This is a genomic window from Cupriavidus sp. 05L411 (assembly GCF_056398045.1).
In genome coordinates this window covers 44314-58729 of the sequence record NZ_JBFTOQ010000002.1, presented here as the reverse complement: position 1 = coordinate 58729, position 14416 = coordinate 44314, and the positions used below count along the sequence as shown (strand labels likewise).

The 14416-nt window shown below is 65.7% G+C and carries 13 protein-coding genes and 1 tRNA gene; 7 read left to right on the top strand and 7 right to left on the bottom strand.

The features are described 5' to 3' along the window. Positions 1-76 precede the first annotated feature (76 nt). Positions 77-775 carry a TerC family protein gene (locus tag AC1DQR_RS02535; protein WP_183036309.1) on the bottom strand — a complete coding sequence of 233 codons (699 nt, stop codon included), beginning with the start codon at positions 773-775 and terminating at the stop codon, positions 77-79. A 551-nt stretch (positions 776-1326) separates the two neighbouring features. On the opposite strand from AC1DQR_RS02535, the gene egtD reads away from it, so the two are divergent. Then, positions 1327-2427: an L-histidine N(alpha)-methyltransferase gene (gene egtD, locus AC1DQR_RS02530; protein WP_416049262.1), complete on the top strand. Its 1101-nt coding sequence runs from the start codon at positions 1327-1329 to the stop codon at positions 2425-2427. Positions 2428-2577: 150 nt separating this feature from the next. Then, on the top strand, positions 2578-3837 hold the full coding sequence (locus AC1DQR_RS02525) for an SUMF1/EgtB/PvdO family nonheme iron enzyme (RefSeq protein ID WP_477132470.1): 1260 nt from the start codon (positions 2578-2580) through the stop codon (positions 3835-3837). A gap of 143 nt (positions 3838-3980) precedes the next feature. On the opposite strand, the gene AC1DQR_RS02520 is transcribed toward AC1DQR_RS02525, so the two are convergent. Then, positions 3981-5933, bottom strand: a complete 1953-nt coding sequence (locus AC1DQR_RS02520) for a DEAD/DEAH box helicase (RefSeq protein ID WP_477132469.1) — start codon at positions 5931-5933, stop codon at positions 3981-3983. A gap of 498 nt (positions 5934-6431) precedes the next feature. On the opposite strand from AC1DQR_RS02520, the gene AC1DQR_RS02515 reads away from it, so the two are divergent. From AC1DQR_RS02515 to AC1DQR_RS02505, 3 genes are all read left to right on the top strand, one after another. Then, on the top strand, positions 6432-6584 hold the full coding sequence (locus tag AC1DQR_RS02515) for a hypothetical protein (protein WP_477132468.1): 153 nt from the start codon (positions 6432-6434) through the stop codon (positions 6582-6584). Positions 6585-6944: 360 nt separating this feature from the next. Next, a complete protein-coding gene (locus AC1DQR_RS02510; protein WP_477132562.1) occupies positions 6945-7340 on the top strand; it encodes a YXWGXW repeat-containing protein in 396 nt (131 codons plus the stop codon). Between the two features lie 105 nt (positions 7341-7445). Next, positions 7446-7520: transfer RNA gene (locus AC1DQR_RS02505), tRNA-Arg, on the top strand. 76 nt (positions 7521-7596) lie between these two features. On the opposite strand, the gene AC1DQR_RS02500 is transcribed toward AC1DQR_RS02505, so the two are convergent. Continuing rightward, complete coding sequence (locus AC1DQR_RS02500; RefSeq protein WP_416049259.1) at positions 7597-7929, bottom strand: DMT family transporter; 333 nt, start codon at positions 7927-7929, stop codon at positions 7597-7599. Between the two features lie 289 nt (positions 7930-8218). Here AC1DQR_RS02500 and AC1DQR_RS02495 point away from each other — a divergent pair, with 289 nt between their 5' ends. Continuing rightward, positions 8219-8713 carry a hypothetical protein gene (locus AC1DQR_RS02495; RefSeq protein WP_150990765.1) on the top strand — a complete coding sequence of 165 codons (495 nt, stop codon included), beginning with the start codon at positions 8219-8221 and terminating at the stop codon, positions 8711-8713. A 10-nt stretch (positions 8714-8723) separates the two neighbouring features. Here the strand turns inward: AC1DQR_RS02495 and AC1DQR_RS02490 are convergent, their stop codons facing one another. Beyond that, entirely contained in the window at positions 8724-9926 is a 1203-nt protein-coding gene (locus tag AC1DQR_RS02490) for a benzoate/H(+) symporter BenE family transporter (RefSeq protein ID WP_477132467.1), read from the bottom strand. 82 nt (positions 9927-10008) lie between these two features. Further along, positions 10009-10515, bottom strand: coding sequence for a type 2 periplasmic-binding domain-containing protein (locus AC1DQR_RS02485; RefSeq protein WP_477132466.1), 507 nt, complete (start codon positions 10513-10515; stop codon positions 10009-10011). A gap of 331 nt (positions 10516-10846) precedes the next feature. Here AC1DQR_RS02485 and AC1DQR_RS02480 point away from each other — a divergent pair, with 331 nt between their 5' ends. Further along, positions 10847-12769 (top strand): ATP-binding cassette domain-containing protein, encoded by a 1923-nt coding sequence (locus tag AC1DQR_RS02480; RefSeq protein WP_477132465.1) that lies wholly within the window; start codon positions 10847-10849, stop codon positions 12767-12769. Between the two features lie 163 nt (positions 12770-12932). On the opposite strand, the gene AC1DQR_RS02475 is transcribed toward AC1DQR_RS02480, so the two are convergent. Next, positions 12933-13079 carry a hypothetical protein gene (locus tag AC1DQR_RS02475; protein WP_174427383.1) on the bottom strand — a complete coding sequence of 49 codons (147 nt, stop codon included), beginning with the start codon at positions 13077-13079 and terminating at the stop codon, positions 12933-12935. Beyond that, the gene (locus tag AC1DQR_RS02470; protein WP_477132464.1) at positions 13076-14308 is read right to left on the bottom strand and encodes an MFS transporter; all 1233 of its coding nucleotides are present in this window, start codon (positions 14306-14308) and stop codon (positions 13076-13078) included. The genes AC1DQR_RS02475 and AC1DQR_RS02470 overlap by 4 nt, the downstream gene beginning before the upstream one ends. Positions 14309-14416: the final 108 nt, after the last annotated feature.

The window sequence follows — 14416 nt, the reverse complement described above, 5'->3', positions numbered from 1 at the left end:
CGGGCCGCCTTTCGGCGACCCGTGGCGACCCGTTTTCAGGTTCCAGCTAGCTCGGCGGCGCTGGCGCCGTCGCGCATTACTGCGCGGCCGTAGCTGGAGCCCGACGCTTTTGCACCAGGTAGCCACCGCCCAGCACGCCGCCGACGACCACCACGAACAAGCCGTAGTAGGCCAGTGCGTTGCTGTTGAAGAACTCCTTCACCAGCGGCTCGCTGACGATCATCTTGACTGCCGTGAAGGCCAGCACGCCGGCACCCACGAAGATGATCGAGGGGAAGCGCGACATCAGCTTGAGCACCAGGCTCGAGCCCCACACCACGATGGGGATGCTGATGAGCAGGCCCAGCACCACCAGCAGGAAGCTGCCGTGCGCCGCGCCGGCCACAGCCAGCACGTTGTCCACGCCCATCACCGCATCGGCGATGATGATCGTCTTCATCGCGCCCACCAGGGTGGTTGCGCCCGCGCCATGCTCGTCGCCATTGCCGTCATCGGACAGCAACTTGTAGGCGATCCACACCAGGGCCGCGCCGCCGATCAGCAGCAGGCCAGGGATCTTGAGCAGCCACACCACGCCGACCGTCATGGCCGAACGGACCACGACCGCGCCGACAGTCCCCCAGATGATGGCCTTCTTCTGCAGGTGAGGTGGCAGGTTGCGCGCCGCCAGGGCGATCACGATCGCATTGTCGCCGGCCAGCACAAGGTCAATGACGACGATGGATAGCAGTGCCGTCAGGAACTGCATCGTGAACAAATCGGTAAACCATTCCATGAAATCTCCTCGAACAACGAATAGCTAAGAGCCGTGCGTACGCACCGGTTTGGCCTGGAGACATGATGTGTGGGAGCTTGGGGGCGCCTTTGCAAACCATGAAACCAGGTTGCAAAGGTCTTGCTCGACCGCTGATGGTACTTGGCGCGGTCAGCACAACCGGAGACTGTCAGTCCCGGAATGACGATTGTGCTAAGGGCATGGCCCCGGAGCTACTCCCCTTTGAGGGGCGATCCAATCCGGGCGAGCCCGAAGCAGATACGCTGAAGCGGATTATAAACGATGCTGTGTATTTTTTGTGGGGCGCTGTGGCGGCATTGTGGCGGCAAACTGTTGTTGAACAAGGCGCACTTTCTGGTTTTCATTGCACTGAGGATTTTGTGCAATGCGGTAAGCACACTCCGCGCTCGCCAGCTATCCTGAGAAGACTTGCATCGGCTGATGCGCCCCAGACGTTACCGGAGGCGGATCCCTTGCAACTCCCGCGCATGCCGTGACGTGCGGGCCCCTGGGGGTTTTATGCAGTGCCCATCGACCATCAAGGAAACGTCATGCCGGCAGTCCCGACCCCGCTGAATCCACTGAACGTACGCCTCAATCACACCCAAGCCAATCACAACGGCACCGCGGCCCTGAAACCCAACGGCCCCCCCGCCAGCAGCGTCGTCGTCGGCAGCGGCCATGCACAACCGAACCCGGTGCCCCGGCTGGATTTCATCCAGCAGTACCACGAGGACAGCGGCGCGCTACGCGGCGAGATCACGCGGGGCCTGCTGGCCAGCGCCGCCAGCATCTGCCCCAAGTTCTTCTACGATGTGCTCGGCTCGCGCCTGTTCGAGGCCATCACCGACCTGCCCGAGTACTACCCCACGCGCACCGAGGCCTCGGTCTTTTCGGCATTTGCTCCCGCCATGGCTGCGCGCGCCGGCAGTGGCTGCGTGCTGATCGACCTCGGCGCGGGTAACTGCCAGAAGGCGGCCCGGCTCTTCGGCAGCCTGCAGCCGGCGCAATACGTGGCGCTGGATATCTCGGTGGAGTTCCTGCGCGGCACGCTGTTCTGCCTGCAGCAGCAGCATCCGCAGATTCCCATGCTTGGCCTGGGCGCCGACCTGTGCGTGCCGCTCGACCTGCCGCCCGAGGTCAGGAGCGGGCGCCGCCTGTTTTTTTATCCAGGATCCAGCATCGGCAATTTCGCACCAGCCCAGGCGCAGGCCTTGCTGCAGCGGCTGCGGGCCGCGGCGGGCAGGGGGGATGGCGTGCTGATCGGCGTGGACCTGCTCAAGGACGAGCAGGCGCTGGTGGCCGCCTATGATGATCCGCTGGGTGTGACCGCCGCCTTCAATCGCAATGTGCTGCGCAACCTGAATCGCATCGTGGGCAGCGACTTCCAGCTTGAGGACTGGCGCCATGTGGCTAGCTTCGACCGCGAGGGGTCGCGCATCCAGATGCACCTGCAAGCTGAGCGCGAGGTCACCGTGCGCTGGGCGGAGGGTAGCCGCGGGTTCCGCGCGGGCGAGCAGATTCATACGGAGGATTCGTATAAATACCGGCCAGACGACTTCGCCGCCTTGCTCGAGGCTGCGGGCTTCGATGATCCGGTCTGGTGGAGCGATCCGCGCGGATGGTTCGCGGTGTTCCACGCCCGGGCCTGAAGCCTGAAGCCACCAGGCACACCGCGAGGGGGCAGGTGGGGCTGGTGTCATAATGCCCGCATCTCTTCGGCGAAAGGTGCGGCGCATGGCGCACGCGGCTCGCCGGATCACGCAACCGGGTGCCAATCCCATTCTCCGGCAGGGTGTTCGATGAGCGGCTTTTCCATGCTTCCCGACCTTCATTTCGACGGCGGCAAGGCCGTCTGGGCCGATGCCCGGCGGCTGCCGCGCGAAGGCCTGGCGCAGGCGCTGGTGGAAGCGCGCAACCGCACCCTGGCCTGGCTGGCAGCTTTTGGCCAGACCCGGCGCGGCTGGGAGGTGCCTCGCCAGGATTTTGCCGACCCGCCGCTGTGGACGCTGGGGCATGTGGCCTGGTATGCCGAATGGTGGTGCCTGCGTGACGTGCGCACGCTCGAGCGCGATGGCGCCTGGCTGCAGGTGGCCAGTGTGCCGTCGCTGCTGACCGGCGCGGACGAGTGGTTCGATCCCGATCGCATTGATCCCGATGCCCGTTGGGAGGTCACGCTGCCCGACGTGGCCGTGGTCAAGCGCTACGCCGCCGACGTGCTCGATGCCGTCCTGCGCCGGCTGGCGGCGCAACCCGATGATGGCGATGCCACGCTCTACGCCTGGCGCCGCGCGCTGTTTCACGAGGACTGCCAGGGCGAGGCCATCGCCGCGCTGCTGCAGGCGCTGGGCGTTGTCCCCGTGGAGCCTGCGGTCGTCCTGCCGTCGGTATCGGTGCCGCACGGCGGCACCTTGCAGTTTCCCGGCGGGCGTTTCATCCAGGGCTGGAACGCGCCAGATGGCTTCGCGCTGCCCGACGAGTTGCCGCCGCAGCCTACCTATGTGCCAGCTTTCGAGATGGATGCCGCGCCCGTCAGCAATGCGCAGTTCCTCGATTTCGTGGAGGACGGCGGCTATGAGCGCGCCTCTTGGTGGTCGGCGGCGGGTCGCCAGTGGCTGATGATGCAGGATCGCTCGGCGCCGCGCTACTGGGCCCGCCATCCTGAGTCGCGGACCTGGATGGCCTTGCGCTTCGGCAGTCTGCGCACGTTGAACCCAGACGAAGCGGTACGTCACGTCAGTCTGTTCGAGGCGCAAGCCTGGTGCGCCTGGGCAGGCCGGCGCCTGCCGACGGAAACGGAATGGGAGCTGGCGGCGGTCCRGGATCGGGGCGGCCTGCGCTGGGGCATGGTGCGCGAGTGGACGGCGACGCCGTACGAGCCCTACGCGGGATTCGAGGCGGACCCCGCCGATATGGAATACGTGTACTGCTTTGCCAGCCACCAGGCGGTGCGGAGCACGTCTTTCGCCAGCCCGGCGCGCCAGCGTCATGCACGCGCGCGCATGGCGCTGCTGCCCGAGGACGATTTCGCGTTCGTCGGCTTTCGCAGTTGTTCGATGTAGCGGGGCGCTGATTGTCCGTGGCGAGCGGCATTGGTTGAGGCGGCCAAAGAAGGCGGCCAAAGAAAAAGGCACCCGAAGGTGCCCTTTTCTTTGGCTTTGCGAGGCATCACCGCCTAAGCGGTGAACCTGTTCAGCCCGGCGAATTAACGCTCGAAACGCGAGCGGCCACCGGTGTTGCCGTTGCCGCTGCGCTGACCGCCGCCGAAGCTGCGGGGCGCGCCTTCACGGTTGCCATCGCGGTTGCCGAAGCTGCGGCCTTCGCCGCCACGGTAGCCACCGTTGCCGCCATTGCCGGCTGCACCGCCGCCAAAGCCGCCACGATTGCCGTCGCCGAAGCTGCGGGGAGCCGCGCTTTCACGATTGCCGAAGCCACGATTGTCGCCGCCACGGTAGCCGCCGCCTTCGTTGTTGAAGCTGCGCTGGCCGCCGGCTGCGCCCTGGCCGCCCTGGCCACGATAGCCGGTGCTGTTGCCATTGGGGTTGCCCAGGCTGCTGCGGTCGCCGAAGCCACGGTTGCCGTCACGGTCGCCGAACGGGCGATCGCCTGCGGGACGCGGGGCGCCGTCACGGCTGCCGAAGCCGCGGCTTTCGCCGCCGCCGAACTTGCGGTCGCCAAAGCTGCGGTTTTCACCGCCGCGATAGYCGCCGCCATTGCTGTTGCCACGGTAGCCACCGCGGTCACCACCCGGCTTGCCGGCGAAGCCCGAACGCGGCTTCGGCGAGCGACGCGGCTCCAGGCCTTCGATCACCGATGCGTCGACACGGTTGTTGGTGAAGCGCTCGATGCGCTTCCACTGGAACATGTCGCCGTGGTTCACCAGGTTGATGGCGACGCCCGAGCGGCCAGCACGGCCGGTACGGCCGATACGGTGGACGTAGTCTTCCGCTTGCTTGGGCAGGTCGAAGTTGACCACGTGGGTGATGTCGGGCACGTCGATGCCGCGTGCGGCCACGTCGGTTGCCACCAGGATGCGCAGGTTGCCGCGGCGCAGCGAGGTCAGGGTGCGGTTACGCGCGCCCTGGGTCATGTCGCCGTGCAGCGCGCCGGCTGCGAAGCCGGTGTCCGACAGGCGCTCGGCCAGCGAATCGGCATCGCGCTTGGTCGCAGTGAAGACGATGGCTTGCTTGAGCGTGGTGTCGCGCAGCAGGTGGTCCAGCAGCTTTTCCTTGTGCGACATGTCGTCGGTGAAGTGCAGGCGCTGTTCGATATTGCTTTGGTCGGCGCGGGTCGCGGCGATTTCGATGCGTTGCGGATCGCGCAGCTGACGCGAAGCCAGCTGGGCGATGCGGCCGTCCAGCGTGGCCGAGAACATCAGCGTCTGGCGGGTGGCCGGGGTRGCGGCAACGATGGCGTCGATATCGTCGGCGAAACCCATGTCGAGCATGCGGTCGGCTTCGTCGAACACCAGCATGTCCAGCTGGGACAGGTCGATACGGCCGGCTTCAACGTGGTCCAGCAGGCGGCCCGGGGTAGCGACCAGGATGTCAGGCATCTTGGACAGCGCGGCGAGCTGCTTCGGGTAAGGCATGCCGCCCAGGATGCTGGCGCAGACGATGCGGCGCAGGTGGCGGCCGTACTTGGCGGTGGCTTCGGTAACTTGCAGGGCCAGCTCGCGGGTCGGGGTCAGCACCAGCAGCGCGGGTTGCGCCGGCGACGGACGGGGGCGCTTGCCCTTCATGCGCTTGACCGGATCGTCCGAACGCGGGCGATTCGGCGAAGCCTTCTCGCTGATGCGCTGGATCGCCGGCAGGATGAAGGCGCCGGTCTTGCCCGAGCCGGTCTGGCTCGACACCAGCAGGTCGCGGCCAGCCAGGAAGGCGGGGATCGCTTGTGCCTGCACCGGGGTCGGCGTGGTGTAGTTCAGTTCAACCAGGGCGCGAAGAATGGCTTCTTCGAGGCCGAGCTTGGCGAAGCCGTTTTCGGCATTGATGGCAACAGCGGCAGGCGCCACGGCGGCTTCCGGGCTGAGGATGGCGTCGAGCTTGTCGAGCGGGCTCAGATCCTGGATAGCGGGGGTGGCGATGGCTGCGGCTTCGATCGATGCGTCGGCGGCGGAGGCAAAATCTTGCTCCGCACGAATGTCGTGCTGGGTCATGTCGTAATTTTCTTTAAATGCATGGCACCCCATGCCGAACTAGCGAACAGGGGCGGGCGCAGTGCAAAGTCTTAAAAAGGCTTCGGCGCCAATCGGTGAGGCCGTTACGACAGACACAGCTGGCAGTACGGCGGCAGGCAGGGTGACACCGGGCACAAGGCCGGGCGGCAGTCCCTGGCAGGCAAACAGCTCTATAGAGCTATTCAACAGGATCGGAGACGAGGCGACGTCGGTGAGAAATGCGTTCTGTCGGGTATCACCACTTGGCCTTGATGCAGCAAACAGCACGGCAACATAAAGCAGGCCAGTCGGCGGGACCGGGGAGCAGAGCTTGAGAGCGGGGGCGGTATCGCCTGCCGGAAGAACCCGGCTGGCGTGTTGCACAACTCACAGTGCGAACTCACGGCGCGAATTATAGCAGAAACAAAAGTAGGTTTGTTGCACTGCGATAGGAATTCCTTTTTGAGGCCGAAATGCGGCCGAAGCGCGAGATTTTGCGTGTCATTGCGCACTTTCTTCGAGATGTCCCCCGCCGCGTTCAAAGTTGCATCCGTGGGCTGCCTGCCTATACTGAAGCCGTCGGGCACACGGTTGCCCGGCAAGGTGGTGGACCTGGAATACCCGCTGACCTTCCTCGGCGCTTTGCTTTAAGTGCTGCTAGCCGCTGATATCGCGGCAGTCGGCGTCACTGCCAGCTTTCCTTCGACTCTCCGGGTGGTCCGGAGGGACGTCCGCGTCATGGGCGGAATCATGGGAAACGCTGCTTGCAACGACTGTTGCCGCGATAGCGCCGGCGTTGACCTGGAAGGTCCGGACCGTCCGCAACCAGCCCGCCAGTTTCCTGGCGGGCTTCTCGTTTGTGGGGCTGGCGGTTCTGCTAACCGCACCTAGCCATGCCGCTGCGTTTCCTTCGCGCGACAAATGTCATCCATGGATACCTTTGCTAACAGCCTGAAGTTCCGGGTCAGGCTATTCTCGCTCCTGAACAACACAGGCAAGCGAGAGAACAATATGCGAAAGATTCTGTTGTGCGCGGCGGCAGTAACGGGCTTGGCGGGTGGGTTGGGCGTGGCGCCGGCGGTGCAGGCCCAGGTGTCAATCAATGTGGCGATTGGCGTTCCGCCGCCGGCCCCCGTCTATGAAGCCGTCCCGGTTGCGCGTCCCGGCTACGTCTGGGCCCCCGGCTACTGGGATTGGGACGGTCGCGGCCACAAGCACAAATGGAAAAAGGGCAAATGGGAGCGCGAGCGCGCCGGCTACGTCTACGAGGCGCCGCGCTGGGTGCAGGCCAGCGGTGGCTGGGTGTTGATGCCCGAGCGCTGGGACGGACGCGGCGATGGCGGGTATGGCAAGAAAGACAAGGGCTATCACTGTCCCCCAGGGCACGCCAAGAAAGGCGAGTGCTGAAGAGGGAGTGGCGCGTTTCTTGGGCGGTGAGGATTTTGATATACTCCGGCCTGCTCCGGATCCGCGCCACCAAGGCGCACTCACCGATCCGGGAGTGTCTATCGTCTCGCCGTAGTTCAATGGATAGAACACGCGCCTCCTAAGCGTGAAATGCAGGTTCGATTCCTGCCGGCGGGACCACCCCATTGTCTCAGCGATTCATCAAAGCTTCGCCCAGTTGAAATGCAGAGGCTTGCCGCCGCACGGCGCACGCGTCTCAGTGCGTCCCCATCTTCGAAAACAGCTGAATCACCGCCACCCCCGCAATAATCAGCCCAATCCCCGCCCAGGCCGCCAGATCCGGCACTTGCCGATACAACACGCTGGCGATCAGCGTCACGAGCACGATTCCCGCGCCGCACCAGATCGCGTAGGCGATGCCCACGGGCACGGTTTTCATGACTTGCATCAGCAGGACGAAGGCGCTGACATAGCCGGCCACGACCAGCACGCTTGGCCACAGGCGCGTGAAATTCTCGGCGGCCTTGAGGCTGCTGGTGGCAATGACTTCGGCCGCGATGGCGAGGGCCAGTAGTACATAGGCATTCATGGATGGGTCCTTGACGTTGGCTGTCGCTGGGGCCACATTTTCCCATAGCTGCCCGGCGGGCCTTGCCAGGTGTACAGTGCAAAGCATGGTCGAGGCCGTTTTTCGGTCTGACGATCCCTCCTTTCAGGTGGTTGTCCCTTGCCGGGATGCCATCTTCAATCGAGGTAGAGCGCGTTGTTCAAGCGCCGGTAGTCCGGAGCATCGTTGTGGGGTGGTCGCGGTTGTCCCGACCAGCTGGCAGTCGTGATAAAGCCAGTGGCGGGTGAGTCAGGTTCGCAGGGGGAGCGCCATGAAAGGCGAGGATGAGGTTCAGACCGTGTGGCCGCAGGTGGATGGCCAGACGACGGGTCAGGGGCTCTGGCAGAACACGATTGCCGCAGCGGATGTGGCGCTGGAAGAGGCGTCGCGCATACAGCGAGGCGTGCAGCACAACCTGAAGCTCCAGCAGGAGGTGAGGGCGCTGCGCGAGGAGTTGCGCAAGGCGCACGGCGAGCTGGATCGCTACCGTGGCATGCACGCGCGCGTGGTGGTCGGCATGCGTCAGCTGGAGGAGGATAACGCCGGCGAGATTAGCCGCCTGCGCGCCGAGAGCGAGATGCTGATGGTGCGCCACCGGGTCTACAAGCTGCTCTCCGAGCACTATGCGCTTACCGCGCTGCGCTTTGATCCCGCCACGTTTGCCGAGCACCGCGACCGGGTGCTGCAGCACATCTTGTTCCAGCGGCGCAAGGGCACACCGGTCTCCGGGATCGGCGCCGCCGACATTGCTTTCCTGCTGCTGTAAGCGCTCGCGCTTATCCGGCCTTGGCAGCGGTACGCGGCCGCAAGACGATCAGCGCCAGCATGCCGCCCACCACACCCCAGAAGGCCGACCCCACGCCGGCCAGCGTCATGCCTGAGGCGGTGATCATGAACGTCAGCAGGGCGGATTCGCGCTCGGCCGGCGTTTGCATGGCCGTGGTCAGGCCGCTGGCGATGGAGCCGAGCAAGGCAAACGCGGCCACCGCCACGACCAGCGCTTTGGGGAACGCCGCGAACAGCGCGGCGATGCTGGCTGCCAGTGCCCCCGCGACCAGATAGCCAATGCCGCAAACCACCGCTGCCGTATAGCGCCGGTTGCGGTCCGGATCCGCTTGCGCGCCGGTGCAGATGGCCGCGGTAATGGCCGCCAGGTTGATGCCGTGCGAGCCGAACGGGGCGAGCATGGCGGAGGCGATGCCGGTGACGGTGATCAGCGGCGAGGCCTGTACGTGATAGCCGTCGGCGCGCAGCACCGCCAGCCCGGGAATATTCTGTGACGCCAGCGCCACGATGAACAAGGGTACCGCGATGCTGACGAAGGCTTGCAGCGAGAACGCTGGCGTGGTCCACACCGGCTTGGCCAGCGCGAAATGGAACGATTCGAAATGCAGCTGGCCAAGCGCGCCGGCCAGCGCCACGCCCGCCAGCAGCACGCCCGGCACCGCGTAGCGCGGCCAGAAGCGCTTGCCCAGCAGGTACAGCGCGAACATCACCAGCAGCAGCAGGGTCTGATGCTGGGCTTGCACGAACACGTCGACGCTGATGCGGAACAGGATGCCGGCCAGCAGCGCTGAGGCAATGCTGGCCGGCAGCGCGCGCATCAGTTTGTCGAACCAACCGGTCATGCCGGCGGCGGTCATCAGCACCGCCGCCATGACGAAGGCGCCGATGGCCTGCGCGTAGGGCACGCCGGGAAGGCTGGCGATCAGCAGTGCGGCGCCAGGGGTGGACCAGGCAACGACGATGGGCGCCCGCGTCAGCAGGGACAGTCCGATGGTGGTCACGCCCATGCCGATGGACAAGGCCCAGATCCACGAGGCGACTTGCGCGTCCGACAAATGGGCTGCCTGGCCGGCCTGGATCATCAGCACCAGCGAACTGGTGTAGCCGGTCAGCATGGCGATCAGCCCGGCGACCAGGGCGGAGACGGAGAGATCGGTCAGCTTCAGGGGCGTGCTGGATATAGGGCTGGACATGGGACGGCACTCGACGCAACGCGTGCGGAAAAAGCGGCTGGGCCGCCATCTTCGCACGAGTTGTGCCGTTCCGGACGCGCGCTCAGTCGGCGACCTTGTCGCTGGGGAACTTGAAGGAATCGCGCAGCAGGTGGCTCATCGGGATGTCGAGGTTGACCCCTTGCGGCGGGATCGGCGACTGGAACCATTTCTTGTAGAGCTTCTGGGTATCGAGCGAATAGATGGAGGCGACCAGGGTCTTGTCCACCAGCCGCTTGAACTCGGCGTCCTGTTTCGACAGCATGATGGCGTAGGGCTCGATCGTCAGTAGCTCGTTGGTGGCGGTGTAGCGGGCCGGCGTGACAGGAACGAATTCCACTCTGAGGCCCGGGAGCCGGAGCGCGCCGCGCAGGGCGTCGGCCACCCGCAGGCACAGGTCGATGGCATAGCCGTAGGGCTTGCCGTCGGACACGAAGGAGAACGGCACCGAGCTCCCGCGGTGGGCGATGCGCAGCACGCCGGTCTGTTCGATGCGCTGCAGCACTGGCGTGCCGCCAGACTGCACGGCGCGCAACAGGCGCGTGGCAGACGTGTAAGAGGCGCGCCGCAAGGGGGCGTTGACGGGACTTTCCCTTACGGACTTGTACGACTAGAGCCAGCCCGGGGCGCTTGCTATGCTCCTTTCCGTGCCTTGCGAGCAGGGCACCGAGGAGAGACTCTTGGGCCCGCGCGAGCGCGGGCCCTTCTTTTTTTGTGGCGGCCGCAGGCCAGGGGTTTGCGCCGCCTCCGGCGAGCGCGGGCGCCGGTGGTCTACAATGCCGGCTACCTGGCACCCCGCCGCCCGGTTGCTGTCCGACGCCGGCGCGCGGCCGCGGGTTCAAGCCGCTTGAACTGCCCCCTTGAACTGCCTCCTTTTCGCTGTCTCCTTTCGTATTGCTCCCATGGCCCTGTTTTCGATTTCCGACGCCCAGCTTGCCTTCGGGCATGTGGCCTTGCTCGACCATGCCGACTTCTCGCTGGAAGCCGGCGAGCGCGTCGGCCTGATTGGCCGCAACGGCACCGGCAAGTCGTCGCTGCTCAAGATCGTGGCCGGCCTGTCCGCGCCGGACGATGGCCTGATCGCGCGCCAGAGCGGCGTGACCTCGGCGTATGTGCCGCAAGAGCCGCAGTTCGAGGCGGGTGTGACCGTATTCGACGCCGTATCCCAGGGCCTGGGCAAGATCCACGACCTGCTGGTTGCCTATGAAGCGGCGCTGGCGGGGCTGGACGACAACCACGACGAGGACTCGCTGGCCGAGCTGCACCGCCTGCAGTCGGAAGTCGACGCCGCCGGTGCCTGGGGTTTGCGCACGCGGGTCGAAACCACGCTGGCGCAACTCAGCCTGAGCGCCGATGTGCGCGTGGATGCGCTATCCGGCGGCATGCAAAAGCGCGTGGCGCTGGCGCAGGCCCTGGTGGCCGAACCCGACATCCTGCTGCTGGACGAACCGACCAACCACCTGGACGTGGAAGCGATCCGCTGGCTGGAAGACCTGCTGCTGGCCTTCCGCGGCAGCGTGCTGCTGATCACCCACGATCGCGCCTTCCTGGACCGCGTGGCCACCCGCATCATCGAACTCGACCGTGGCCGGCTGATTTCCTTTCCTGGCAACTTCGCCGCCTATCAGGCGCGCAAGGCCGAGCTGCTGGCCGCCGAGCAGGTCGAGCAGGCCAAGTTCGACAAGCTGCTGGCGCAGGAAGAAGTCTGGATCCGCAAGGGCGTGGAAGCGCGCCGCACGCGTAGCGTGGCGCGTATCCAGCGCCTGGAGACGATGCGAACGGACCGCGCGGCGCGCCGCGACGTGCAGGGCAACGTCAAGCTGGAAGTGTCGCAAGGCGAGCGCTCCGGCAAGATCGTTTCCGAGTTGACGGATGTCAGCAAAGCCTTTGGCAGCAAGATGGTGGTGCGCGACTTCACCGGCACCATCATGCGCGGCGACAAGGTCGGCCTGATCGGCGCCAACGGCGCGGGCAAGACCACGCTGCTGCGCCTGATCCTGGGCGAGCTGGCACCGGATGCCGGTACGGTCAAGAACGGCAGCAACATGCAGGTGGCGTATTTCGACCAGATGCGCACGCAGCTGGACCTGGAGCGCTCGCTGGCCGATACCATCAGCCCTGGCAGCGACTGGGTCGAGATCAACGGCCAGCGCAAGCACGTCATGAGCTACCTCAGCGATTTCCTGTTCGCGCCGGAACGCGCGCGCTCGCCGGTCAAATCGCTGTCCGGCGGCGAGCGCAACCGCCTGCTGCTGGCGCGCCTGTTCGCGCGCCCGGCCAATGTGCTGGTGCTGGACGAGCCGACCAACGACCTCGACATCGACACGCTGGAACTGCTTGAAGAACTGCTGCAGGACTACAGCGGCACTGTGTTCCTGGTGTCCCACGACCGGGCCTTCCTGGACAACGTGGTGACCTCCACCATCGCCGCCGAAGGCGACGGGCGCTGGCGCGAGTACGTGGGCGGCTACTCCGACTGGCAGGTCCAGTCGGCGCGCAGCGCGGCCATGCAGGACGCGCGCGGTGGCGAGGGCAAGGCCGCCGCGGAAAGCACGAAGCCGCGCGAAGCCCGCGCGGCTAACCGCCTGGTCAAGCTGTCGTACAAGGAACAGCGCGAGCTGGACACACTGCCGGAGCGTATCGCTTCGCTGGAAAACGAGCAGAAGGCCGTCAGCGCACAGCTGGCGGACGGCTCGCTGTATGTGAGCGACGCGGGCAAGGCCGCGCAGCTGGCGGCCCGCCACGATGAGATCGACCTGGAACTGCTGGAGGCGCTGGAGCGCTGGGAAGTGCTGGAAGCCAAGACCAAGGCCGAGGCGCCGTAAGGCCAGCACCGCTTGCCATGACGACGGCTCTCTCTCCCTCTCCCCTCAGGGGAGAGGGCCGGGGAGAGGGGTGGCTTAGCTAGGAGCCACTAGAAGCGGAGCTACGGTTTTTTCCAGCACGCGGGGGGAGGGGAACAATGGGCGATTGTTAGTCTTCGCATCCTCACCCGCACCAGGCGAGCACCATGTTCGTCAGATCCACCATGAAAGCCGGCCGCAGGTAGGCCATGAAGGCCAGCGCCAGCACCCCGGCCAGCGCCGCGAAGCCTGCTGCCCGAAGCGCAAGGCCGGCGGGGCGTGCCGTGATCATGCCGCGGCCCCTTGCGGCCGCGCGATCGCATGCTCGCGGATCGGCAGGTTGACCAGGGCGGCCACTACGCCCAGCCCGATCGCGATCATCCAGACCGTGTTGTAGGTGCCGGTCCGGTCATACAGGAAGCCACCCAGCCACGCACCCAGGAAGCTGCCGATCTGGTGCGAGAAAAACACCACGCCCGACAGCATCGACAGGTACTGCACGCCAAACACCTGCGCGATGATGCCGTTGGTCAGCGGCACCGTGGACAGCCACAGGAAACCCATCATCGCGGCGAACACCCAGGTGCTGGTGGCCGTGAGCGGCAGCAGCAGGTAGCCGGCAATCACCACGGACCGGGTGATGTAGATCAGCGAAAGCAGGAAGCGCTTGGGCACACGCTGCCCCAGCGCGCCAGCGCTATAGGTCCCGAACACATTGAACAGCCCGATCAGCGCCAGCGCCACGGTCGCGATCTTCGGGTCGGTCAGGCCCCGGTCCTTGAGATAGGGCGCCAGATGCACGCCGATGAACACCACCTGGAAGCCGCAGACGAAGTAGCCCAGCGTGAGCAACTGGAAGTTGCGGTTGCCGAACGCTTCGCGCACGGCCTGGCCGATGGTCTGCTGGAAGCCGGGCACGTGCGTCGCGCCCTGCGGCTCGCGCAGGCTGAAGGCCAGCGGCAGCATCAGGCAAGCCAGCACCGCCAGGATGAACAACGCATTCTGCCAGCCGGCAGTCGAGATCAGCGTCTGCTCCACCGGGATCATCAGGAACTGCCCGAACGAGCCCGCGGCCGCCGCGATGCCCATGGCCCACACGCGCTTCTCGGGGCTGGCCACGCGGCCAATCACGCCGTACACCACGCTATAGGTGGTGCCGGACTGCGCTATGCCAATCAGGATGCCGGCGCCAGAGGCGAAGGCGGTGCCGGAGGTGGCCATCGCCATCACGACCAGGCCCGCCACGTACAGCGCAATGCCGACCAGCATGATGCGGAAGCCGCCGAACTTGTCGGCCAGCGCGCCCGTGAACGGCTGGGTCACGCCCCACATCAGGTTTTGCAGCGCCAGCGCGAAGGCAAAGGTCTCGCGGCTCCAGCCGTGGGTCTGCGTGATCGGCAGGTTGAACAGGCCGAAGCCGTGCCGGATACCCATCGACAAGGTGACGAGCAGGCCACCACAAATCAATACGGTTGTCAGGGAGAGTGGTTTTCTTGGTGTGTGTTGAATCGTGTTCTGCATGGCGTCCTGCATCCTGGCTGGGTGTGCGTAGTGCTGTTTTAGTTTTGTCGGCGCGGTCCGGAACCGCCTTGGCCACGCCGGTGCGAGCGAGTGTACCCCGCATCCCGG

Coding starts and splice junctions, on each gene's coding strand:
- AC1DQR_RS02535 (WP_183036309.1), bottom strand. CDS start 775: ATGGAATGGTTTACCGATTTGTTCACGATGCAGTTCCTGACGGCACTG.
- egtD (WP_416049262.1), top strand. CDS start 1,327: ATGCCGGCAGTCCCGACCCCGCTGAATCCACTGAACGTACGCCTCAAT.
- AC1DQR_RS02510 (WP_477132562.1), top strand. CDS start 6,945: ATGCGAAAGATTCTGTTGTGCGCGGCGGCAGTAACGGGCTTGGCGGGT.
- AC1DQR_RS02500 (WP_416049259.1), bottom strand. CDS start 7,929: ATGAATGCCTATGTACTACTGGCCCTCGCCATCGCGGCCGAAGTCATT.
- AC1DQR_RS02495 (WP_150990765.1), top strand. CDS start 8,219: ATGAAAGGCGAGGATGAGGTTCAGACCGTGTGGCCGCAGGTGGATGGC.
- AC1DQR_RS02490 (WP_477132467.1), bottom strand. CDS start 9,926: ATGTCCAGCCCTATATCCAGCACGCCCCTGAAGCTGACCGATCTCTCC.
- AC1DQR_RS02480 (WP_477132465.1), top strand. CDS start 10,847: ATGGCCCTGTTTTCGATTTCCGACGCCCAGCTTGCCTTCGGGCATGTG.
- AC1DQR_RS02475 (WP_174427383.1), bottom strand. CDS start 13,079: ATGATCACGGCACGCCCCGCCGGCCTTGCGCTTCGGGCAGCAGGCTTC.
- AC1DQR_RS02470 (WP_477132464.1), bottom strand. CDS start 14,308: ATGCAGAACACGATTCAACACACACCAAGAAAACCACTCTCCCTGACA.